Origin of the sequence: Arthrobacter sp. ZGTC412 (genome assembly GCF_002929215.1) — a bacterium.
Lineage (GTDB): Bacteria > Actinomycetota > Actinomycetes > Actinomycetales > Micrococcaceae > Arthrobacter.
This window is the reverse complement of the sequence record NZ_PJII01000003.1, coordinates 178658-199597: the sequence shown is the minus strand read 5'-3', so window position 1 is coordinate 199597 and position 20940 is coordinate 178658. Positions and strand designations below refer to the sequence as shown.

Annotated in this window: 19 protein-coding genes, 1 tRNA gene and 1 other RNA gene; 9 read left to right on the top strand and 12 right to left on the bottom strand. The window is 65.2% G+C overall.

The window, feature by feature from the left end; translation table 11 throughout:
• Position 1: 1 nt before the first annotated feature.
• Positions 2 to 253: a phosphoribosylformylglycinamidine synthase subunit PurS gene (gene purS, locus CXQ88_RS05845; protein ID WP_003798434.1), complete on the bottom strand. Its 252-nt coding sequence runs from the start codon at positions 251 to 253 to the stop codon at positions 2 to 4.
• 272 nt (positions 254 to 525) lie between these two features.
• Here purS and CXQ88_RS05840 point away from each other — a divergent pair, with 272 nt between their 5' ends.
• The gene (locus CXQ88_RS05840) at positions 526 to 708 is read left to right on the top strand and encodes a hypothetical protein (RefSeq protein ID WP_104043216.1); all 183 of its coding nucleotides are present in this window, start codon (positions 526 to 528) and stop codon (positions 706 to 708) included.
• Between the two features lie 281 nt (positions 709 to 989).
• Positions 990 to 4094 (top strand): S8 family serine peptidase, encoded by a 3105-nt coding sequence (locus CXQ88_RS05835; RefSeq protein ID WP_104043215.1) that lies wholly within the window; start codon positions 990 to 992, stop codon positions 4092 to 4094.
• 93 nt (positions 4095 to 4187) lie between these two features.
• Here CXQ88_RS05835 and CXQ88_RS05830 read toward each other — a convergent pair whose 3' ends face one another.
• Genes CXQ88_RS05830 through CXQ88_RS05815 form a run of 4 tightly spaced genes read right to left on the bottom strand, consistent with a single transcriptional unit; the run spans position 4188 to position 6660 of the window.
• Complete coding sequence (locus CXQ88_RS05830) at positions 4188 to 4535, bottom strand: serine protease inhibitor (protein ID WP_104043214.1); 348 nt, start codon at positions 4533 to 4535, stop codon at positions 4188 to 4190.
• A complete protein-coding gene (locus tag CXQ88_RS05825; protein ID WP_104043213.1) occupies positions 4532 to 5509 on the bottom strand; it encodes a 3-methyladenine DNA glycosylase in 978 nt (325 codons plus the stop codon). Before CXQ88_RS05825 ends, CXQ88_RS05830 begins: the two co-directional genes overlap by 4 nt.
• Positions 5442 to 6119, bottom strand: coding sequence for an SSI family serine proteinase inhibitor (locus CXQ88_RS05820; RefSeq protein WP_306736401.1), 678 nt, complete (start codon positions 6117 to 6119; stop codon positions 5442 to 5444). The genes CXQ88_RS05825 and CXQ88_RS05820 overlap by 68 nt, the downstream gene beginning before the upstream one ends.
• 34 nt (positions 6120 to 6153) lie before the next feature.
• Entirely contained in the window at positions 6154 to 6660 is a 507-nt protein-coding gene (locus CXQ88_RS05815) for a MarR family winged helix-turn-helix transcriptional regulator (RefSeq protein WP_104043212.1), read from the bottom strand.
• A gap of 79 nt (positions 6661 to 6739) precedes the next feature.
• On the opposite strand from CXQ88_RS05815, the gene CXQ88_RS05810 reads away from it, so the two are divergent.
• Both CXQ88_RS05810 and CXQ88_RS05805 read left to right on the top strand, forming a co-directional pair.
• Positions 6740 to 6982, top strand: coding sequence for a hypothetical protein (locus tag CXQ88_RS05810; protein WP_104043211.1), 243 nt, complete (start codon positions 6740 to 6742; stop codon positions 6980 to 6982).
• Between the two features lie 124 nt (positions 6983 to 7106).
• Positions 7107 to 7319 (top strand): hypothetical protein, encoded by a 213-nt coding sequence (locus tag CXQ88_RS05805; protein ID WP_104043390.1) that lies wholly within the window; start codon positions 7107 to 7109, stop codon positions 7317 to 7319.
• A gap of 116 nt (positions 7320 to 7435) precedes the next feature.
• Here CXQ88_RS05805 and CXQ88_RS05800 read toward each other — a convergent pair whose 3' ends face one another.
• A complete protein-coding gene (locus tag CXQ88_RS05800; RefSeq protein ID WP_104043210.1) occupies positions 7436 to 8794 on the bottom strand; it encodes an aspartate kinase in 1359 nt (452 codons plus the stop codon).
• A gap of 242 nt (positions 8795 to 9036) precedes the next feature.
• Here CXQ88_RS05800 and CXQ88_RS05795 point away from each other — a divergent pair, with 242 nt between their 5' ends.
• Positions 9037 to 10002, top strand: a complete 966-nt coding sequence (locus CXQ88_RS05795) for an ABC transporter ATP-binding protein (protein ID WP_306736397.1) — start codon at positions 9037 to 9039, stop codon at positions 10000 to 10002.
• Positions 9999 to 11132 (top strand): ABC transporter permease, encoded by a 1134-nt coding sequence (locus tag CXQ88_RS05790; protein ID WP_104043209.1) that lies wholly within the window; start codon positions 9999 to 10001, stop codon positions 11130 to 11132. Before CXQ88_RS05795 ends, CXQ88_RS05790 begins: the two co-directional genes overlap by 4 nt.
• 227 nt (positions 11133 to 11359) lie before the next feature.
• Here CXQ88_RS05790 and CXQ88_RS05785 read toward each other — a convergent pair whose 3' ends face one another.
• From CXQ88_RS05785 to CXQ88_RS05765, 5 genes are all read right to left on the bottom strand, one after another.
• Positions 11360 to 11959 (bottom strand): GNAT family N-acetyltransferase, encoded by a 600-nt coding sequence (locus tag CXQ88_RS05785; protein ID WP_104043208.1) that lies wholly within the window; start codon positions 11957 to 11959, stop codon positions 11360 to 11362.
• Between the two features lie 14 nt (positions 11960 to 11973).
• Positions 11974 to 12573, bottom strand: a complete 600-nt coding sequence (gene recR / locus CXQ88_RS05780) for a recombination mediator RecR (protein WP_104043207.1) — start codon at positions 12571 to 12573, stop codon at positions 11974 to 11976.
• Between the two features lie 36 nt (positions 12574 to 12609).
• Positions 12610 to 16152, bottom strand: a complete 3543-nt coding sequence (locus CXQ88_RS05775) for a DNA polymerase III subunit gamma and tau (protein WP_104043206.1) — start codon at positions 16150 to 16152, stop codon at positions 12610 to 12612.
• Between the two features lie 51 nt (positions 16153 to 16203).
• An RNA gene (ffs, locus tag CXQ88_RS05770) (signal recognition particle sRNA small type) lies at positions 16204 to 16300 on the bottom strand.
• Positions 16301 to 16318: 18 nt separating this feature from the next.
• Positions 16319 to 16669, bottom strand: a complete 351-nt coding sequence (locus CXQ88_RS05765) for a hypothetical protein (protein ID WP_104043388.1) — start codon at positions 16667 to 16669, stop codon at positions 16319 to 16321.
• A gap of 325 nt (positions 16670 to 16994) precedes the next feature.
• On the opposite strand from CXQ88_RS05765, the gene CXQ88_RS05760 reads away from it, so the two are divergent.
• Positions 16995 to 17079: transfer RNA gene (locus tag CXQ88_RS05760), tRNA-Ser, on the top strand.
• Between the two features lie 47 nt (positions 17080 to 17126).
• Here the strand turns inward: CXQ88_RS05760 and CXQ88_RS05755 are convergent.
• A complete protein-coding gene (locus CXQ88_RS05755; RefSeq protein ID WP_104043205.1) occupies positions 17127 to 18068 on the bottom strand; it encodes an oxygenase MpaB family protein in 942 nt (313 codons plus the stop codon).
• A 165-nt stretch (positions 18069 to 18233) separates the two neighbouring features.
• Between CXQ88_RS05755 and CXQ88_RS05750 the strand changes: the two genes are divergently transcribed.
• Positions 18234 to 19769, top strand: coding sequence for a M23 family metallopeptidase (locus CXQ88_RS05750; protein WP_258061701.1), 1536 nt, complete (start codon positions 18234 to 18236; stop codon positions 19767 to 19769).
• A gap of 241 nt (positions 19770 to 20010) precedes the next feature.
• The gene (locus tag CXQ88_RS05745) at positions 20011 to 20940 is read left to right on the top strand and encodes a phosphodiesterase (RefSeq protein ID WP_104043203.1); all 930 of its coding nucleotides are present in this window, start codon (positions 20011 to 20013) and stop codon (positions 20938 to 20940) included.

The window sequence follows — 20940 nt, the reverse complement described above, 5'->3', positions numbered from 1 at the left end:
ATCAGGCCTCAACGACCTCGACGTTGACGACGTCCTCGATCACTGGGTTGGACAGCAGGGTCTCTGCGGCGTCGCGCGCCTGGGCCAGGATGTCCTCGGTCACCTCGCCGTCGACGGTCAGTTCGAAACGCTTGCCCTGACGGACAGAGCTGAAGCTGGTGAAGCCCAGCCGGGGGAGAGCGCCGACGATAGCCTTCCCCTGCGGGTCCAGAATCTCGGGCTTGGGCATAACGTCAACAACGATCCGGGGCATCCGGTAACTCCTGTGCGTGAGCTTGGGTAAGGGCGCAGCGGAGTGGTGCCGTCTCACGCCGTACCGAAGGTGTTGGGGGACACGCTTTGTAAACCTTGTGGACGGGCGCTCCGCGAGCTTGCTAGTCCATTCTACCGGCCGGACAGCCCCACCCTGTATTCGGCGGATTCCGGCCATATTATGCTGCCGGCGGCCTGGCTTTCACGGCTGGGTCTGAGGCGGTTCCCAGCTGGGTTATGGAGTTGAGCCGACGGTGTCACTAGTATTGCTGAATGGCTGAGAAACCGAAATCCGTACTCTTGCCCATGGTCGCCGCCGCAGTGTTCGCAGGGCTGGGACGAATGGTGCTCCAGAAGATCAAAGCCGACCGGTTTGCACGGGAGAACCGGGTGGCGGGACCCCTGGATGAAAAGACCAGGCAGTGGATCAGCGACGTGGTACGCACACCCCGGTAGCAGCGCAGGAGCGCACCGGGTTTGAGGTTGCAAGGGCGCCCTGCGTGGCGCCCTTTTCCATGCCATCCTGCCCTGACGGGGGCAGCGTATGACTGGCGATTAATTCACGAATGTGCCCTATGTCATATTCAGCTATCAGTCTGTACTCTATGAATCGGCTCGTCTCACGGAATGACAAAACCTGTAATTTCGCGTTCCATGCCAATAGTTTCTGGCCCCCAATCTGGTTGGGCCGGTACATCGTGAAAGGGTTGCGCGTGATAACAACTGGAAAGAGGCCCATGCGGGCCGGGGGATTCCGGAAGGCCGCGGCGCTGGCCGTTGGTTTACCCCTTCTCCTCACCTCGATGGCCATGGGTCCCGCTACCGCGGCGCCGGCCGGACGGGATCTGGCAGTAGCTGCCAACAACACCGCCCCTGCTGACTTCAAGGACGGCCGTTACATCGTTGTCCTGGCGGGTGCGGCGGCTGCGGGTTACGAAGGCGAAACCCCGGGGCTTGGCGCAACCAAGCCGCAGAACGGCCGGAAGCTCGATGCCGGAAGCCCCAACTACAAGGCCTACGACGCGCATCTCCGGAAGCAGCAAGGCGAGGTAGCTGCCAGCCAGGGTGTTACCCCCGGAAAACAGTTCACCGCTGCCCTCAACGGTTTCAGTGCCGAGCTGACAGCGGCGCAGGCGATGGAGCTGTCCAGGGACGACCGTGTCCTGGTGGTCGCGCCGGACACCGAGAACGCCCCGGATTACACCACCACTGACTTCCTCAAGCTGACCGGCCCCGACGGTGTCTGGGCCAAGCAATTCGGCGGCGAAGCCAACGCCGGCAAAGGGGTCGTGGTAGGGGTCATCGACTCGGGCTATGCCCCGGACAACCCGTTCCTGCGGGGCGAGCCCGTCCAGCCGCTGACCGGCCCCGCGCAGGTTGGCGTGCCGTACCGCACCGCCGAGGGCCGGATCGCCATGCTTAAGGCCGACGGCACTACCTTCATAGGCGAATGCCAAAAGGGGCAGGGGACTGGCGCCGCATTCGATGGTTCCCTGTGCAACTCGAAGGTCATTGGCGCCAGGTACTTTGCCGATTCTTTCCTGCAGTTCGTAGCCCCTGAAAACCGGGCGCCGCAAGAGCTTATTTCACCGGTCGACGTCGGAAGCCACGGCACCCACACAGCCACTACCGCTGCGGGCAACGCGAACGTTGAACAGGTGATCGACGGCTCCGGCTTCGGCAAGAGCTCCGGCGTTGCTCCCGCCGCGAAGGTCTCTGTCTACAAGGTCTGCTGGGAGGACACCAACCCTGAGTCCGGCGGCTGCTACTCGTCCGCATCGGTCGAGGCTGTGGAAGCCGCCATCAAGGACGGCGTGGATGTCCTGAACTACTCGATTTCGGGCAACAACAACAGCACCACCGATCCCGTGGCGCTGGCCTTCCTTAATGCTGCCGCGGCCGGTGTGTTTGTTTCTGCTTCCGCCGGCAACTCCGGTCCCACTGTCTCCACGGTCAACCACGCCGCGCCGTGGCTGACCACGGTTGCCGCATCCACCTTCCCGAGCGAATTGCTCGGCACCGTGAGGGTTTCCGATGGTTCCCTGTACCGCGGAGCTTCGATCATGAAGTCTGAAGTGGCGGACAAGCCGGTTGTCGTCGCCGCGGCTGCAGCAGCAGCAGGTGCTGCCAACCCGAACCTCTGCGGTCCCGGTTCCCTCGATGCTGCGAAGGTGGCCGGCAAGGTGGTGGTCTGCGACCGCGGCGTTGTGGACAGGACGGCCAAGAGCCAGGAAGTCCAGGACAAGGGCGGCGTCGGAATGATCCTGGTGAACGTCACCAGCAGCTCCGAAGACGCGGACAATCACGTGCTCCCCACAGTGCACGTTAATGCCCCTAAGAGCCTGGAACTGAAGTCCAAGCTGGAAGCCAATCCCGCTTTGACCGTCAGCCTGCTCAAGGGGGACCTCACCGGTGAACCCGCTGCCCCTGCACCGCAGATTGCCGGCTTCTCGTCCCGCGGCCCGAGCCTTGCTTCGGGCGGCGACCTGCTGAAGCCCGACATTGCTGCGCCGGGCGTGAACGTCCTCGCCGGTGTCTCCACCATCGGCAACAAAGGCGAACAGTTCGGGTTTATGTCCGGAACGTCCATGGCCGCACCCCACATCTCCGGTTTCGGCGCGCTGGTGCTCAGCAAGCAGCCCAAGTGGACCCCTGCCATGGTCAAGTCGGCCATGATGACCACTGCCTACCCGCTGGTGAACGCTGACGGTTCAGCCAACACGGATCCCTTCCAGGGCGGCGCAGGCCACGTCGACTCAACCCGGGTCCTGGATCCAGGCTTGGTCTACAACTCAGGCATCAAGGACTGGCTGGGCTTCCTCAATGGCCAGGGCGTCGATACGGGAGCTCCGCAGGCCGGCACCATTGCCGCACGCGACCTGAACCTGCCGTCCGTCGCACTGGGCAGCCTGGTGGGCGAAGTGCAGGTCAAGCGCCAGCTCACTGCCCTGGTACCCGGGATGTACCGTCCGGAAGTAAACATGCCGGGCTTCAATGTCCAGGTGGAGCCAAACGCGCTGAACTTTGCCAAGACAGGCCAGACCCGGGAGGTCACCCTGACCATCAGGAACGTGAGCGCTCCGGTGGGCAAGTTCAGCACCGGCACCCTGACCTGGAAGGGCCCGCGCACTGTGAGCTCTCCCATCGCCATCCGGCCCGTTGATGCGCAGATCGCCCCGTCATTCTCGTTCAGTTCGGCCACGGGCAGCGGCAGCGGAGCCATGGAATTGGTCTCCGGCTCGGATAACCCCATCAAGGTAGGGGTGGAAGGCCTGGCGCCCTTGAGCCAGACAGCCATCACCAAAACTCCCGGTGAGTATGCACCGACAAACGATGCGCACAACGCCCTGCTCCGGGTGACGGTGCCCGCCGGCGCGTCATTCGCCCGCCTGGGTATCCAGGCGCAATCGAACGACGTCGACTGGGACATGGTGGTCTACGCACCGAACGCCTCGGGTGGCCTGACGGCAACGCAGGTGGCCACGGCTTCCGCCAGTGAGTTCCTGGATCTTGAGGCGCCGCGGGCGGGTACGTACTACGTAGTGGCCAACCTCTACTCCACGCCCGATAAGGGGGCAGCCAGCGCGTCCGTGCAAGCGGTCACGTTCGCAGGGGATGCAGGCAACCTCAAGGTAGAACCGAATCCGATTGTGGCTCCGAACGGCACCGCCACCTCGGCTACGCTGTCCTGGACCGGCCTGTCCGAAGGTGCCTACCTTTCGCGCCTTAGCTTGGGCGAGAACGGCGTCAGGACCTGGGTCAACGTCCAGGTGGGTGCAGCTTCTACTGCTCCTTCAGGGGCCCCGCAGGTGGCTCTCGCGGACGCAGTTCCCGCGGCCTAGCAGCTTCACACTTAGGCAACAGGATCCCCGGGCGGGTTGAACCGCCCGGGGATCCTGTTTAAACTGGCTGCTTCGATGGCAGGTGGCGTTGCCCTAAGTTGCGCCGGAGGCTCCAGCGGCATTGCCCAGTAAAGGGGCCATGGTTTTCCAGCGCGAGATTTCGCAGCCGTCGGTCCTCGTAAAGACCGCCTCAACTGCCCGCCCGTGGAATGTTCCGGTCACCACGGCAACCTGTGGTCCGCCGTACTGCTGCGTGCACAGCTTCGGGGGCCCGGGCTTCGGAAAGAAGATGTCCTCGCCGTACCGTTCCACCGCGGCCAGTGCCGCTGCAGGGTCCGGCAGCGTGCTTTCAGCCGCGGGGCGTCCGGCGTCGGCCACCAGGCGGAATTCGTGCTCACCGGCCTCGGGGCTTTCCCGCAGCCTGACGGTCAGGTCGATCATGCGGACCCGCTCCCCGACAAGGCGGCCAGTTCCTGGGCTAGCTTTTCACGGAGCCCGGCCGCCTCGGATGCAAAGGACCGCTGGTGTTCCACGTAGGCGGCTTTGCCCTGTGGGGTTTCGATGCGGATGGCTGGGTAGCCCCACTCGGCCAGATCGTAGGGCGAGGCCTGCATATCCATGGCCCGGATCCGCCAGGACAGTTCAAAGCAATCCATCACCAGCTCGCTGGGCAGGGCGGGCAGGAGCTTGTACGCCCATTTGTACAGGTCCATGTTGGCGTGAAGGCAGCCCGGCTGTTCAAGGTGCCGCTGGGTGTCCCGGCTCGGCGCCAGTTCGTTGAGGGGAATGGCATCCGGGGTGTAGAACCGGAAAGCGTCGAAGTGGCTGCAGCGGATGCGGTTGTTCTCCACCACCTTGTCCGTGCCTGCTGACCCGAGGCGCAGCTGCAGGTACTCGTGGCGCAGGTCGAACCGGTCCTGGTGGTAGACCATGGCCCACTCATGGAGCCCGAAGCAGCCAAACTGCGCAGGGCGGGCAGCAGTCCCGCGCAAGATGATCTTGGCGAAGGCGACGGCGTCTTTGCGGTCTGTGAAAAAGGCGTCGCGGTCCATGGTCGCAGCGGCGGTACCCGGCGGCAGCCCGAGGAAGGCGAGTTCGCCGTCGTCGAGCGTTCGGTAGTGCTTCCACCCGTCGCGGGCGGCAGCTTCCCGGCCCGCCAGAACGACGCCGGCGCCCGGGTGCCAGCGGCGGAGCTGGCCGGGTTTCTGGGTGTAGTAGGTGAAGAGGAAATCCTCCACCGGATGCTTGTGCCCTGCCGAACGGCGGGCAAGGTAGGGATCCGCGTAGCGGCTGACGCGCAGCTGATGGGCTTCCTCGCGGGCCCGCCACTCGTCCGCCGCCAGAACCCTAAGCTGCTCCACCGGCTGCACCAAGGACGTCCTTCGCGGCATCCCAGGCGCTGATTTCGCAGCCATTGGTGCGGGCAAAGGCAGTATCAACAGGAACTCCATCCACCACACCGGTGACGGCAGCTTCCTGGGGCCCGCCGTACTGTTCGGTGCAGGCCTGGTCAGCCCGCTTGGGACCGGGACTGAGCAGCGCGGCGTTTTCTTTCAGGGCAGCGCAGGCGGCATCCGCAGCGGGATGCTTGCTTTCGGCGTCGGGCGCGCCATCAACACAGACGAGGGTGTGATGGACCTCCGGTGCGCCAGCCGAGGGTTTAATCGTGATGGCCAGTTCGGCGTTGCCCTGGCCAGGGCCGGATGACGGCGCGGCAGGCTCGGGTGCCGGTGCCGGCACAGACGACTCGGCGTCGGGGTCGAGGCTGCCCGAGGGGGCCGGCGTGGCCGGCGGTGCAGAGGCAGAAACGGAAGCCGTTGGTGTTGTGGAGGGATCGCCGGTAGGAGTTCCCCCGCCCTCGTTCGGCGTGCAGGCAGGCAGCAGGACAGCAGCGAACAACAACGCCGCGATGCGGACGTATGTTTTGTTCCTGGACTGAGTTGGGCGCGGCAGGACGTCTGGGCGCATCAGCTGCACTAAGCCCCCGGAATGCACATCGTGCCAGTGCCATGGCCTGTCCGTCATGATGACATTCTACTGCCGTCGTCCTGCTGGCTGGCTAAGCCTGCTGGGCCTGGGACGTGGCTGCGATGAGCCCCATCATGGCAGCGTGCAGCTCGCCGACCTGGCTTCGGGTCAGGCCCAGGCGTTCCATCATGGTGCCGGGCACCTTGAGCGCCTCCTGCCGAAGGGCCGCCCCTGCGGGAGTGAGGTCGACGGCGAGGGCGCGCTCGTTGCCGTCCACCCGCCGTCGCGAAATCAGGCCGGACACTTCAAGGCGCCGCAGCAACGGCGAGATGGTGGCCGGCTCCTGCGCCAGGGCATCGCTGATATTCCGCACCGTGCGCGGGCTCGACTCCCAGAGGCACAGCATGACCAGGTACTGCGGGTGGGTGAGATTCAACTTCTCGAGCACAGGTTTGTACGCTCCCACCACACTGCGGGAGGCAACAGTCAGGGCAAAGCAGAGCTGGTGCTCGAGCAGCAAGTCGTTGTCCTGCGGACTGTCCCCGCCGCCGCCGGGCGCGGTGCCGGCTGCGGTGAAAGTGCTGGATGCAGTGGTCATAAGAGACTCCAATTGTTAGTGCGCTAATTATTAGTGTACACTGTTGCTAGGAAAAGGGGTCTCTGGAAGGAGCCAGTTCATGGGTAAGGCCAGTTCAGAAGGCAAAGAAAACGCTTCGCAGCGGTTTATGCGGGCCACCGGCAAGCTGCGCGCCATTTTCGGTCCTGCAAACCGTTCTTCCCTTATGCATGACATGACAGAGGAAAACCGGCGTCTCCTGTCCCAGCGCGAAGCTGAAACCCGGCAATGGGAGACCATCACGCGGCCTGATGGCAGCACCTATGTGGTGCCCAGGAATCCGGAAGACAAGTCCCTCCGCTGACACCCGGACTGCGGAGCGTTTTCGGGCCCCCGGGCGTAAAATAAGGGCACTGGCTCCGCGAGGAACAGTGGCTAATTTGGAACAGCTCTTCTTTCCCCTGAACGCGGGAAGGGGGTGGAAAACAGTGGCACGTGTACTCAGCGGCTTTATGAACGCAACCGACAGGCTCCGCTTCTTCTTTGGACCGGCCTCCCGCCTGGACACCAGCCTGCCCGTGGTGCACAAACATGACGAGTTTGAGCAGGCCTCGGAGGAGGAACTCACGCAATTTGTGGTGGAAACCGACACAGCCGGCCACCACTACGCCGTACGCCGCGAAGAAGAGAAGGAGACTTGACTTCGGCCAGGCCCGGACGGCATTGCCGCGGCTACTCCCAAAAACATATAAAGAATGCACTGGCCAGAAAGTAGATTCCCTGGCCAGTGCATTCTTTTATGACTTGGGGGCGCGGGTTAGCGGCCGGTGCCGCCGTACACAGGGGCTTCGTTCTCGCTGTCCAGTTCGAAGGCCCGGTGGATGACCCGCACGGCCTCATCCAGCAAATCCGCATGGGTAACAACCGAAATGCGGATTTCCGATGTGGAGATCATGTTGATGTTGATCCCGGCCTCCGAGAGTGCTTTGAAGAACGTTGCGGAGACGCCCGGGTGGGAACGCATGCCGGCACCGATCAGGGAGAGCTTGCCGATCTGCTCGTTGTACTCGATGGTCTCGAACCCGATCTGGTCCTGCGCTGCGTGAAGGGCAGCCAGGGCGTCGGCACCTTCCACGATGGGCAGGGTGAAGGAGATGTCCGTCCGGCCCGTGCCGTGCGTGGAAACGTTCTGCACGATCATGTCGATGTTTGAGTGCGCATCGGCGATGACCTGGAAGATTGCGGCCGCCTTGCCGGGAATGTCCGGAACGCCAACAACGGTGACCTTGGCTTCGGAACGGTCGTGTGCGACGCCGGAGATGATTGGCTGCTCCAAGGCAACTCCCTCTTGTGTGGTGATCTTGTCTTCAGCACTCGGGATGACCCAGGTGCCTTCGTGTTGGCTGAATGAGGAGCGGACGTGCAGCGGCACACCGAACCTGCGCGCGTACTCGACGCAGCGAAGGTGCAGAATCTTGGCTCCCGAGGCTGCGAGTTCAAGCATTTCCTCGCTGGAGATCGTGTCGATCTTCTGGGCTGAGGGGACAACGCGCGGATCGGCCGTGTAGATGCCGTCCACGTCCGTGTAGATTTCGCAGACGTCGGCTTCGAGCGCCGCTGCCAGCGCTACGGCCGTAGTGTCCGAACCGCCGCGGCCCAGGGTGGTGATCTCGTTGGTGGTCCGGCTCATGCCTTGGAAACCCGCCACGATGGCGATGTTGCCCTTATCCAGGGCGGTGCGGATGCGGTGGGGATCGACGTCGATGATCCTGGCCTTGCCGTGGATGCCGTCGGTGATCATGCCGGCCTGGGAACCGGTGAAGGACTGGGCGGAGGCCCCCAATTTGTTGATGGCCATGGCCAGCAGCGCCATCGAGATGCGCTCACCGGCGGACAGCAGCATGTCCATTTCGCGGGCAGGGGCAGAATCAGTTACCTGGCCTGCGAGGTCCAGGAGTTCATCGGTGGTGTCACCCATGGCCGAGACCACAACAACCACCTCATTGCCCGCCACCTGGGCGTCCACTACGCGCTTGGCGACCCGCTTGATGCCGTCTGCGTCAGCTACGGAGGAACCGCCGAACTTCTGCACAATGAGCTGTTGGGTTACGGCACCGCCGGCCGGCAGCTCCTGCGGCTGCGTCGCGTTGTGCACTTCGGTAGTGGGCGTACTCATGCGCGTACCTTCACTGGATCAATTGGAGTCCGGCCAGACAGCCGTAACGCTGTGTTGGCCCTGACGCTGGAAACTAACGCCGCTGTTGGCGCGACTTCTGGTTCCAGTTTATCGCCGTGCATGGCCGGGCGTTGAATTGTGACCGAATCTCAGCCCGTGGAAGGACCTGCGGGGAAGCCCCCCGGGCGTACGCTCAAACTGTCAAAATGCAATAAAGACTGTGGGGGACAGGTGCGCAATAGATGGCAATGATTTCTGAATTACCGGAGGCTGCGGACGGGCCGGAACCCGACGACGGCATCACGGCGCGGGCGGTGAGCCGCAGCTTCGGCGCGGTGCACGCTGTCGAGCACATGGACTTCCATGCGCCCGCCGGGAAGGTGACCGCCCTGATAGGCCCGAACGGGGCAGGTAAAACAACCCTGCTGCTGATGCTGGCATCACTGCTGGCGCCGGATGAGGGCAGCATCAGCGTGGGCGGGCTCGATCCGCGCCGGCACCGGGCAGAAGTGCGCAGCCGGCTTGGCTGGATGCCGGACACCTTGGGCGTGTGGGAGTCGCTTACCGCCAGGGAAATCCTCACCCAGATGGCGCGCTTTTACCGGCTCCCGGCGCAGGGCATCGCGCAGAGGGTCTCGGAGATGCTCGAACGGGTCCGGCTGGACGACCTGGCGGACCAGCCGGCGCGGGTGCTGTCCCGCGGGCAGCAGCAGCGGCTCAGCCTGGCCCGGGCACTGATCCACGACCCGTCCGTCCTGCTGCTCGACGAGCCAGCCTCGGGATTGGACCCGGGCTCCCGCGTGGAGCTGCGGATCATGCTGCGGCAACTCGCGGCGGAGGGCAAAGCCGTGGTGGTCTCGTCCCATGTGCTCAGCGAACTTGACGAAATCGCCGACGCCGCGGTGTTCGTCAACAAGGGCCGTACGGTCCGGCACCAAACCACCGAAGAAGCTGCCGCCGCAGGCCGCAGGTACGCAGTGACCGCCTCTGATGCTGCCTCACTTGCCGCCAAGCTCACGGAGTTGGGCGTAGCGTTCCGCCATGAAGACGGGCGGCGTCCTTCTGTCAGCCTGATGCTGGCAAGCGATGGCGACGCCGAGCGGCTGCTGCGCGACCTGGTGCTGGCCGGCGTCGGGGTAAACTCCTTTGCCCCGGCATCCGGGGCCCTTGAGGAGACATACATGAGGCTCGAGGGGGAGCGGCAATGAGCCACACAACAGAAAACCGGCAGCACACCGTCGGCGGCACGGGAGCCGGCGGCTACGTGCCCGGTGTCAGGGACGTGGTGGTCCTGGAGCTCAAGCAACGGCTGCGGTCCCGCGGCTGGTACATCATGCTGGCCATTTGGTTTGTCCTCACAGGGCTGGTGACCTGGCTGACCTGGGCCAGCTGGAACGCATCGCAGACGGCCCAAGGTGAATTCCCGGCCTACGTCCAGCCGTCCCAGTCGGGGCCCGGGTCCATGATCTTCGAGGTGGTCCTGGCCTTTGTCCTGCTGTTTGCCTTGCTCGTTGCCCCGGCGCTCTCCGCCAATGCGGTGAACGGTGACCGGGCCGGCGGCACGCTGGCTATCGTTCAGGTGACGCTGCTGCAACCCGGCCAAATCCTGTGGGGCAAGTTCTTCGCAGCATGGGCCGCAGCACTCGCGTTCCTGGTGGCGAGCACCCCGTTCCTGGTGATCGGGGTGGCGCTGGGCGGAATGACTCCCGGCCACGTGCTGGTGGCCCTGCTGATGCTGGCGCTCGAGGTGGGTGTTGTCTGTGCCATCGGCGTTGGCATCTCAGCGCTCGCCGGGAGGCCGCTGTTCTCCATCGTGGTCACTTACCTGGCAGTGGCCGGGCTGGCAGTCGGCACGCTGATCGCGTTTGGCCTGGGCACGGGGCTTACCCAAGGCACGATCATGGCCAACCAAGCTCAATACCGCGCGTACGAGCCCCTCGTCAATGGGCCGGCGGAGCCCGAGTACACGTGCTCCGGACCACTGCAGGAGCAAAGTGCCATGCGCACCGAACGGGTAGCCTGGCTGCTGGCCATGAACCCGTACGTGGTGGTGGCCGACGCGATCCCGTACCCGGATCGGACCGGCCAGCAGGGTTTTACGTCCGTTGGTGCCATAGAAAACATCAGCCAGGGCGCGCGGTATGCCATGGCCGGCCCGGAGGGAACCTACCCCTGCGCCAACGGGGAGGTTAAGCCGCGGTACCTGGCGCAGTCCACACCTCTGTGGCCGCTGGGTCTCGGCCTGCAACTCATGCTGGCAGCACTGCTGATGTGGCTGGGCTGGCGTTCACTCCGGACTCCGGCCCACCGGCTGGCGCGGGGCACGCGTATCGCCTAGTTACTATTCACGACAGGCCCAGCCGCGGCGGATGAGGAAGTCAAGGGTCTGCCGCTTCAGGGTCCGGGGGCCGCTTGAGCAGCCCTGGGCCAGGCCCCTGTATGGAGAGCCAGGAACGCGACGGCACGTGGGTGGAATTGCCGCTGGCCACGGTTGGCATTGCACTGCAGAGGTGCCTGGCAGGAGGATTCCTTGCCGGCGGGCTGGCGACCCGGCGTCGTGCCGGGTCAGCTGGATGAGTGCTGCGGGCTGTCCAGCCTGAACATCAGCAAGGGGAAGCCCTTGCCGGCCGTCTCCTGGTTGGTAGGGACTGCGGGATCCCGCCGGAACCCGAGGCTTTGCAGGAGCCGGATGGAGGGAATGTTTGGTTCGTAGACTGCTGCGACGACGGTGCTGACCCCGCAGTGCGTGAAGAGCCACTGCACCAGCGCCGCCGCAGCCTCACGGCCGTACCCGTGGTGCTGGTGGTCGGCATGCAGCACATAGGCCAACGCGGCGTGCCCGGCGGGATGTCTTCCGGGGGCCAGCACGCCCGACGCGGCCAGGGCGGTGCTGTTCCACGTGCGCGCGTCGCCAATTACTTCGCCCGAATCCCGCAGGGTAATGGCCCAAACGTAGTTGAACCATTGGCCGGTGGAGGCTTTGCCCAGGGCCAGCAGTTGCGCCAGCCTTTCCCTGTTTGCCTCAACGTCAAGGGGATCGTGGGAGAGGTATTGGGTGGCTGCAGGGTCGCCCCTGTACTTGTGAATGGCCTCCTCATCCCCACCATCAACCAGGCGCAGGACAAGCCGCTCGGTGAAAAGAGGTGCGACCTCTCCCGGGAGCATCGTCTGCCAAATCCTCAGGTCAGGGCGTTGCGGCGGCCCTCGAAAGCCCGCCCCAACGTGACCTCGTCTGCGTATTCGAGGTCGCCGCCCACGGGCAGCCCGGACGCCAGCCTGGTGACGGTGATCCCGATGGTCTTCAACATGCGGGCCAGATAGGTGGCTGTCGCTTCACCCTCCAAGTTGGGGTCCGTGGCAATGATGACTTCCTGGATGGCGCCGTCGTTCAGTCGCGTGAGTAGTTCCCGGATCCGCAACTGCTCCGGGCCGATCCCGGCGATCGGATTTATGGCCCCGCCCAGCACGTGGTACCTGCCCCGGAACGAACGGGTGCGTTCCACGGCGAGGACGTCCTTCGATTCCTCCACCACGCAGATTACCGCCGGATCGCGCCGGGAATCACGGCAGATATTGCATTGTTCCTGCTCAGTGACGTTGCCGCACACGGCGCAGAACTTGACGCGTTCCTTGACGGAGGTGATGGCCTCCACCAGCCGCTTCATGTCCTGGGGGTCCGCTTCAAGGATGTGGAACGCCAGCCGCTGTGCGGATTTCGGGCCCACGCCGGGAAGGCGTCCGAGCTCGTCAATCAGCTCCTGGACAGCACCTTCGTACACGTTTTCCTCTTTAGCTAGGGGTGGACAGTAGTTGGATCAGTAGCGGGGTGTAACGGTGCTTCCGTCGAGGGAGCGCTCTTCGATCAGCTTCCCGCCAAGGATACGTTCCACCGCGGCGCGGCCGAACACCCCGGACTCCTCAATGGTCTCATCGTCAGCGCTGGGGATGTCCTGTACGTAGGTGGCCGCTGCAGGAACCGCGCGGGCAGGAGCCTTTGCCCGGCCCGCCTCGGCCTCCGGGCTGTTGGACAGGCGCTGGTAGAGGCTTTGCCGGGTGCGCGCCGCAGCAGGGGAATCGGAGGAAACGGGCGATGCTGCAGGAGCACTGTGGGCAGGCGCGGCCGTAGCAGGGGGTGCCGCTGGAGCAGTGCGGGCGGGCGCCGCTGCGGGTGCGGCTGAAGCCATCGCGTACTCGCGCGCCGGCACTTGAGTGGAACCTGAGGGAGCGGCGGCCGAGGGCGCCGAGGGCGCTGCACCAGAGGGAACGGGGCTTGAGGGAACCACGCCCGCAGGATCGGGGATTGAGGGAACCGCGCCCGCAGGAATCGAACTTGGGGTGAGGGGTTCCGCAACGGTCACCCGAGTACTCGCTTTCACAGGCGAGGCTGCAGTTGGAGCCAAACCCCATTCGGCGTCAACTGCTGCAGTTGGAGCCAAACCCCATTCGGCGTCAACGGAAGAACCCGCCTTTGTAACAGGGATGGAAGGCGGAACCTGGGCGGCAGCGGGTTCGTAGTGTGTAGCTGAGGGGGCCGCGACTGCTTCCTTTTCAGGCAATACGGCAGGCAGGTTCGTGCCCACGTTGCTGGATTCCCCGACAACCCAAACACCAGGTGCCTGCTCAACGGCGCGGGTCCATGGATCGGGAGCATCCAGGCCTGGGGTAGCGGCAGTTGGAGTGTTGGCAGCCGAGGTTTGGCTGCCGGCCCGGGCGCCCGGCTGTGTGCCCTGTTGGGCTGTGCCGGCTGTGCCGGAGGGGCCGCCAGCGGCGGTGGCCGGAGCGGAACGGCTGCCGGAGCGCGCGGAAGGGTCCCAGTCCATGGGAGGTTCCTCTTCCAGCGGGGGTGCGTCCTCGTCCCGGGGAGGTCCCCAATCGTCGTCCGAGTAGGAGTAGTCTCCTGCGGACCCGCTGTATGGGTCCCCCTGAGCCGAAGAAGGCGGCGATGGGGCCGCCGAAGGCTGAGCTTGGGAAGCGCCGCCCGCTGCCACCGGTTGGGCGGGGGACGGGTCAGCAACGGGTTCGGGCCGGGCCTGGGCTGGGTCAGCGACGGGTGCAGGCATCTCCTGGGAGGGGCCGCCCGCTACACCGGACCCAGCTGGGGAAGGACCGCTGCCGGGAGCGGGCTTACCAGGGCCGGCTGAGTGAGGCCCGGCAGAAGACGTGGCACCGCGCCGCCCGTGCGGGGATTCGGCCTCCTGTGCTGCGCCCTGGGACTGGCCTTGGGCAAAACCGGCCGTAGCGGAAGGTTCGGGTGCATCCGGTGCCGGGGACGGCGCAGCAGGTGCCAGTCCCCAGGCAACATCGGCTGAAGTGGCCGGGGCAGTTGACTTTGCCGGATTAGTTGTAGGTGCCGGGGCAGGTCGGCTAGCGGGTGCTTTTGGGTTTGGCTCAGAGCTCGTCCGGCCGGCGTTTCCGCCTGCCACCGCGTCGATCTGGCAGTCGATGCCCACAGTCTTATGGATCGCCTGCCGCAGGTTTTCGGAATGGTCCGCCCGGCCAAAAGCGCCGGCGAGACCGGACGTGGCGAACGAAAGCGTGACGGTCTGGCCGTCGAACGCACTGACCTGGGCATTGGGTTCAACGAGTGCCCAGGTGCTGCGCTTGATCTTGGACAGCGTCTGCAGGACATCCGGCCACGCCCGGCGCAGCACTTCCACGTCGCCCATGGCCGCAGGGGCCGCGGCAGGAGCGGATGCAGCGGTGGCCGGTCCGGGCCGGGCAGCAGCAGGGGTGGACTGGGCAGCCGGGGCCTGGCTGGTACCAGGTGCCGGCGTCCCGCCCATGGGGCTTGCTGTGGGGTCTTCCGCGGGATCTGCGGCGGGGCGGGCCTGGCCGGGACGGGAGTCCGCGCGGGAGTCGGTGGAGACCTCAACAGGCCAGTCGTTGGTGCTGACCCGGGGAGCGGTCAGGGGAGCACGACTGTCCGCCTCGGCCGGGCTGGCTGTTGCGGCATGGGCTGGCGATTGCCCGCGTGCTGGCTCGGGAGTGGCCGCAGCGGGTTCCTGGCGGGATGCCCGGGAGGCGGATTGGGAGGCCGCTGGCGCCGGCTGCGCGGATTCGGGTGTGGCTGGTTCCGCAACCACCCGCGCGGGCGTGGCCGATTCCGGAGCTGCCTGCGTGGAAGCAGTGTGCCCGGCTGATGCAGGTGGGGCCGAGGCTGCGGGGGCGGGAGCACCGACGTCGTTCCCTGCGTAGTTCAGCCGCCGCTCTACACGGTCTATCCGTGCAGCCATGCCGCGCTCGTTCTGCTCCGAACTGGGGAGCAGAATCCGTGCGCAAAGGAGTTCCAGGTGCAGCCGCGGGGAAGTGGCGCCGGTCATCTCGGTCAGGGCCGTATTGGTGACATCCGCGGCGCGGGACAGCTCCGCGGCGCCGAGGTTGTGCGCCTGGTTCTTCAGCCGCGCAATCTGGTCCGCCGGCATGCCACGAAGAATGGTCTGGGCGCTTTCGGGCATGGCCTGGACGATGATGAGGTCGCGGAAACGCTCCAGCAGGTCCTCGACAAAGCGCCGCGGGTCATGGCCGGTCTGGATCACCCTGTCCACGGCGCGGAAAACGGTGGCGGAGTCCGACGCAGCGACAGCCTCAACAACATCATCCAGCAACGACGCATGGGTGTAGCCGAGCAGCGCCACGGCCAGTTCGTAATCCAGTCCATTGGGGCCCGCGCCGGCCATCAGCTGGTCCAGGACTGACAGGGAATCGCGGACGGAGCCGCCGCCGGCGCGGATCACCAGTGACAGCACGCCCGGAGCAACCGGGACGTTTTCCTGGTTGCAGAGAAGTTCCAGGTAGGCCATCAGCGGCTCCGGCGGCACCAGCCGGAAGGGGTAATGGTGCGTCCGGGAGCGGATGGTGCCGATGACCTTATCCGGCTCCGTGGTGGCGAAAATGAACTTGATGTGTTCCGGGGGTTCTTCGACGATTTTCAGCAGGGCGTTGAACCCGGCGGAGGTGACCATGTGGGCTTCGTCAATGATGAAGATTTTGTAGCGGTCACGGACAGGGGCGTACGTGGCGCGCTCCCGCAAGTCCCGGGCATCGTCCACGCCGCCGTGGCTGGCAGCGTCAATCTCGATAACATCCAGGGAGCCGGAGCCGCCGCGGGCCAGCTCGACGCAACTGGGGCAGGTGCCGCAGGGGGTGTCAGTGGGGCCCTGGGCGCAGTTCAGGCAACGGGCCAAAATCCGGGCGGAAGTGGTTTTGCCGCAACCCCTGGGACCCGAAAAAAGGTAGGCGTGGTTGACCCGGTTTTTCCGCAAGGCCGTCATAAGCGGCTCGGTGACATGTTCCTGCCCGATAACGTCAGCGAATGAGTCTGGACGGTATCTGCGGTAGAGGGCGGTAGTAACTGTCACAGAGAAAACCCTACCAATCCGGGCTGACGGTTCGCCGCCCTGTGGGGGAATAGTAAAGACCCCCCATGCACCCGCCAGAGCCCATTTACCCTTGCTACCTTCCGGTCCTGGGGGAGTTCAACAGGATGACGCCACATGAGGGGCCGCCAGTTACTTTACCCGATCTTCAGGCACGACTCGAATCGGCCTCCGCCCGCCTCCAGCCCTCAACCCGCCAGCTCATAAAAGCCGGTTCCTCGTAGGGGTGCGCGGCCCGCAAGGCAGCAACCACTACCGAAAGCGCGTGCCATTCAACCACGCACTCAATCCGGTCCTCCGGCACTTCCTCCGGTGCTCCCACCCGCCCAAGGTAAGGAGCGGCACCGTCGTGCGCAGTAAAGCGGCCAATTCCAGAGGTGACAAAAGAACAGTGCGAGTAGTTACCGATCCGGCCCGCGCCGGCGTCGCCGATGGCCGCAAGGACCTGTTCCGTGTGAGTGCCGGGGACGTATATCACCAGGGCGTGCAGCTCAGTCATGCCTCCCATCGTGCCGGAAGACCCCCTAAATGAGCGCAAATCCATTGCTTATCCAACTGCCACCCACGATCATGGGTATGTACACCGATTGGGGCAATCTCCAGATTGTGAGCTATGGGGCCTGGCTGAACGGAGCCGGACCCGGCAGCTCAACGGTGTTCCGGTGGAATGGACGCATTGGGGGCGTCCATTTCTGGGTTAATACCAAGCTTGGAACCGGTCAGTACCGAGGCCGGAATCCCTTCGAAGCCGGTGCCGGAGCCTCGATTGGGCGAAGCGGAAAAGTTCAGGTACTCTAGTATCTGCTTTTGATTCAGAAGCAGCTGGAGAATTCGCCTAGCGGCCTATGGCGCACGCCTGGAACGCGTGTTGGGTTAACGCCCTCGGGGGTTCAAATCCCCCATTCTCCGCCGGTTAAGAACCCGGTCCCGGCAGTGCCGGGGCCGGGTTCTTTCGTTTATCGCAATTCCACCAGTCCAGGTCCGCCCGCCTCCGCGAAGCCCAGCCGGCGAAGCCGCTGCCGGGCGGCCAGTTCGCTCGGGCCGCGGCGCCCCAGGGCAAGGCGCACGACGACGAGCACCACCTTGGTGGCCAGCCTCACCGGCAGCGGGAACGGACCGAGCCGTGGTACGGACAGTCCGAGCATCCGGCGGTACTTCGGATCGAGGCTGGATACTGCTCCCGCAAAGAGGATGCGGTAGCCGGGCCGAAGCATGGGATGCAGCGGCGGATGGCGGATAAAATCCACTGTTTCTGCTACGCGGCTGTCCACCCGCAGCTTCCCGTTGAGGAAAAACCGGTCCAGTTGCGCCCGCATGTCCGCCTCGGAAAGCGGCGGATCCGGCACGCCCATCAACTTGCCGGCCTGGGCCCATTCACGGACGTACGCGTCCGGGCCGCCGGGAATGGGGCCGCCCCATAACTGATGGGCTGTAAGAAACCCATCGGTAAAGGCGATGTGGATCCAACTGGCCAGCTCCGGATCGTTGGCGCTGTAGCCACGCGGCGTTCCCTGGTTGTCCAGGAAGCTGCCCTGTACCGGCTCGTGCAGGCGCCGCACCCGCCGCGAAGCCTCCTCAGCAGCAGCCTTCGAGCCGTAGGTAACGGTAAAAATCCAGCGGATCGTCGCAGCCAGTCGGGCCAAGGGATCCTCACGGAAGTTCGAGTGCTCGTGCACCCCTGCAAGGGCCCCGGGATGAAGGGACTGCATCAGCAGTGTGCGGATTCCGGCAACGATTGGCGACATGGAGCCGTGCACCGCCCATACTGCCGAACCCGGCAGGTGGTACCCGGGGTCGTCCCCCGCTGCCAGCTTCGGCACCCAGTCGGGCACTTCGTCAGCCCTGCCCGTAAAGGTTTTCTTAAGTTCGTCCTGCCATTGCCTGAGGAAACTCCGCATATCACATTGTCGCCCCAAGGTGCTGGGCAGGGAGCAGGGCCGTCCCACAAGGTTTTTTCAAGTAATGGCCTGCACGATGGGATGGGGTTCACAGGCTACCGGCCCTGTGGTCCCATGGGAGAACCGCCAGGATGCGTGCGGGTGATTATGTTACGGAGACATGCTGTGGGGAATCATCAGAAATCGGGCAAGCACACCGAGGTGCGCCGTCCCAAAGTATCGGTTCTTCGCGCCCTGACTGCCACTGGTGCTGTTGCCTTATCCATCTGGTCCCTCAACCTGACCGGCAGCGCGGGGGAGCCGGAGGCATCGGGCTCCGTGGCTGCCGGGCTTGGTGCCGGGACGACCACGTCCGAGGACCGCTCGGCCGAGCCGACATCGGACAAGGTTGGCGCCGGGATGCTGCAGGCTACGGCCTTCACGAACCCAGGTGCGCTCGTCAAGTTTCCCCACGCGGCCATAGGCGGTTACCGCGGGAAGAATTCCTCGCCGCTGACGGTGGGGACAACCGGATTTGGCAGGCCACCCGCCGGATTCCTGATGGCGCCGCTGGCTCTGCTCAATGCCAGCTCGCCCTTCGGTTTCCGGGTGAGCCCGCTGTCCGGAGCCGCCGGCGACTTCCACTTGGGCCAGGACTACGCGGCCCCCTGCGGGACAAGCGTCTACGCGGCGGACTCAGGACTGGTACGCGCCGCCGGCTGGCACCCCTGGGGAGGCGGCAACAGGGTGGAAATCGATCACGGCAACGGCCTCATCACCACGTACAACCACCTCGACGCCATTGCGGTCCGTACGGGCGACGAGATTCACGCCGGTCAGGTCCTGGGCGAGGTGGGCAGCACCGGATGGTCGACGGGATGCCACCTGCACTTCGAGACCATTCTCAACGGCCGCCACACGAGCCCGCTGAAGTGGGGCCTGATGCCCGCCCGGCCTGTGGGCGGCAGTGGATCCGAGGAGATGCGGAGCTACCTGCCCGGATTCGGCTCCCCCTCCCAGGGGACAATCAGTTGGGCGCTGCCGCTGAGCCACGATCACGACGAAGACCATGAGGGTGGGGTCCAGGCAGGAACGCCCGCGACGCACGCCTCCCCACCTCTGCTGTGGCCCGCCATGGCGAGCCCTACACGCAGTCTGCTGACGCCGTCGCCCACTGCGTCCCCGTCGGGCACCCCAAGCGCGTCGTCCCCGACCTCACCGGGTCAGCCGACGACACCGACAGCGCCCACGCCGTCGCCGAGTGCGCCGTCCCCGACGCCGTCACCAAATAACACGGCACCGACGCCGACGCCGACCCCAACCCCGACCCCGACCCCGACGCCGACGCCGACCCCGACGCCGACCCCCACGCCGACGCCGACCCCCACGCCGACGCCGATCCCCACGCCGACACCGACGGAAGTCACGCCGGCGCCTGTCGAACCGACGCCATCGCCATCGCCGTCGCCGTCCCCTGCTCCGACCGTGCCATCCCCGGCACCGACGCCGATCCCGGCTGACCCCACGGAACCTGTGGTGACGCCTACGATGTCGCCCATTCCGACCTCCGCCTCCCCGGCGCCGGCGACCTGCCCCGCGGAGCCCACTTCGGAACCACCTAACCCGTCCCCTGATGCGTCGGCAACGAATCCCACCGGTGAACTACTTCCCGGGGACCCCACCTGTACCCGCCTTGTGCGCGATCCCGCTGACCCTGCCTGACGGAGCCGGGACAGACTTAGGCAGGCTTGAAGGGAAAGTGGGCGGGGTCATCAGCGCCGCCGAAAAAGCCGTGGCCTGAAACCCTGCGCTTACCCGAATTAATTCTTCGATGCCGCAGTTCTTTTATCTTTTTCCACACGGGCTTCGGCGATTTACCCAAAGTTTGCCAAATGTCTGATTGGATAAACATTACTGAAGGGTACAAGGGAAGCGCCGTTTCCCACCGACCACAGAGGCAGCAATGGAGCACATCGAGGCCGAGCATCCCCGGCCACGCCACTTCCTACTCCACCTGAGCGATCCCCACTTGATGGGAGGTCCGGACCCCCTATACGGCGTCGTCGACAGCGAAGCGCGGCTCATCCAACTCTTCGAAGAGGTAAAGGCGTCCGGGGCGCGGCCGGAGGCTGTCATTTTCACCGGTGACCTCGCGGACAAAGGCGATCCGGAAGCCTATGCAAAACTGCGCGCCATCGTGGAGCCGGCGTGCGTGGAACTGGGTGCAGAAGTCATTTGGGCCATGGGAAACCACGACAACCGGGCGAACTTCCGGAAGGGCCTGCTGGACCAGCCCGGAAATGACGCCCCCGTGGACCACAGCTACTTCATCAACGGGTTGCGCGTCATCACCCTGGACACCACCGTCCCGGGTTTCCACCACGGCGAACTCAGCGACTCACAGCTGGACTGGCTGGCGGAGGAACTGGAAACGCCGGCTCCGGACGGCACCATCCTGGCGCTCCACCACCCGCCCGTTCCCTCCGTCCTTGACCTCTCGGTCCTGGTTGAGCTGCGGGACCAGGCATCCCTCGCCGCGGTGGTCCACAAGTCGGATGTCCGGACCATCCTGGCCGGCCACCTGCACTACTCCACCACGGCGAGCTTTGCCGGTGTTCCCGTCTCCGTGGCTTCCGCCAGCTGTTATACGCAGGACCTGAACGTTGCGGTGGGAGGCACTCGGGGACACGATGCCGGGCAGTCCTTCAACCTCGTGCATGTTTACGAGCACACCATCGTGCACTCGGTGGTCCCGCTGGGCAGTTCGACGACGGTGGGGGAGTACGTTCCCCCGGAAGAGACAGCCCGCCGGCTGGAGGCCGCAGGCATCCGTATCCCGGAGACCACCAAGCAGCGGAGCAGCGCCCGGGCTGAACTGTCTTCCGGGCGCTAG

What these genes read in the sequence shown, in the direction of transcription:
- purS (WP_003798434.1), bottom strand. Translation starts at nt 253, where the DNA reads ATGCCCCGGATCGTTGTTGACGTTATGCCCAAGCCCGAGATTCTGGAC.
- CXQ88_RS05840 (WP_104043216.1), top strand. Translation starts at nt 526, where the DNA reads ATGGCTGAGAAACCGAAATCCGTACTCTTGCCCATGGTCGCCGCCGCA.
- CXQ88_RS05835 (WP_104043215.1), top strand. Translation starts at nt 990, where the DNA reads ATGCGGGCCGGGGGATTCCGGAAGGCCGCGGCGCTGGCCGTTGGTTTA.
- CXQ88_RS05830 (WP_104043214.1), bottom strand. Translation starts at nt 4,535, where the DNA reads ATGATCGACCTGACCGTCAGGCTGCGGGAAAGCCCCGAGGCCGGTGAG.
- CXQ88_RS05825 (WP_104043213.1), bottom strand. Translation starts at nt 5,509, where the DNA reads ATGGCTGCGAAATCAGCGCCTGGGATGCCGCGAAGGACGTCCTTGGTG.
- CXQ88_RS05820 (WP_306736401.1), bottom strand. Translation starts at nt 6,119, where the DNA reads ATGACGGACAGGCCATGGCACTGGCACGATGTGCATTCCGGGGGCTTA.
- CXQ88_RS05815 (WP_104043212.1), bottom strand. Translation starts at nt 6,660, where the DNA reads ATGACCACTGCATCCAGCACTTTCACCGCAGCCGGCACCGCGCCCGGC.
- CXQ88_RS05810 (WP_104043211.1), top strand. Translation starts at nt 6,740, where the DNA reads ATGGGTAAGGCCAGTTCAGAAGGCAAAGAAAACGCTTCGCAGCGGTTT.
- CXQ88_RS05800 (WP_104043210.1), bottom strand. Translation starts at nt 8,794, where the DNA reads ATGAGTACGCCCACTACCGAAGTGCACAACGCGACGCAGCCGCAGGAG.
- CXQ88_RS05795 (WP_306736397.1), top strand. Translation starts at nt 9,037, where the DNA reads ATGGCAATGATTTCTGAATTACCGGAGGCTGCGGACGGGCCGGAACCC.
- CXQ88_RS05790 (WP_104043209.1), top strand. Translation starts at nt 9,999, where the DNA reads ATGAGCCACACAACAGAAAACCGGCAGCACACCGTCGGCGGCACGGGA.
- CXQ88_RS05785 (WP_104043208.1), bottom strand. Translation starts at nt 11,959, where the DNA reads ATGCTCCCGGGAGAGGTCGCACCTCTTTTCACCGAGCGGCTTGTCCTG.
- CXQ88_RS05765 (WP_104043388.1), bottom strand. Translation starts at nt 16,669, where the DNA reads ATGACTGAGCTGCACGCCCTGGTGATATACGTCCCCGGCACTCACACG.
- CXQ88_RS05755 (WP_104043205.1), bottom strand. Translation starts at nt 18,068, where the DNA reads ATGCGGAGTTTCCTCAGGCAATGGCAGGACGAACTTAAGAAAACCTTT.
- CXQ88_RS05745 (WP_104043203.1), top strand. Translation starts at nt 20,011, where the DNA reads ATGGAGCACATCGAGGCCGAGCATCCCCGGCCACGCCACTTCCTACTC.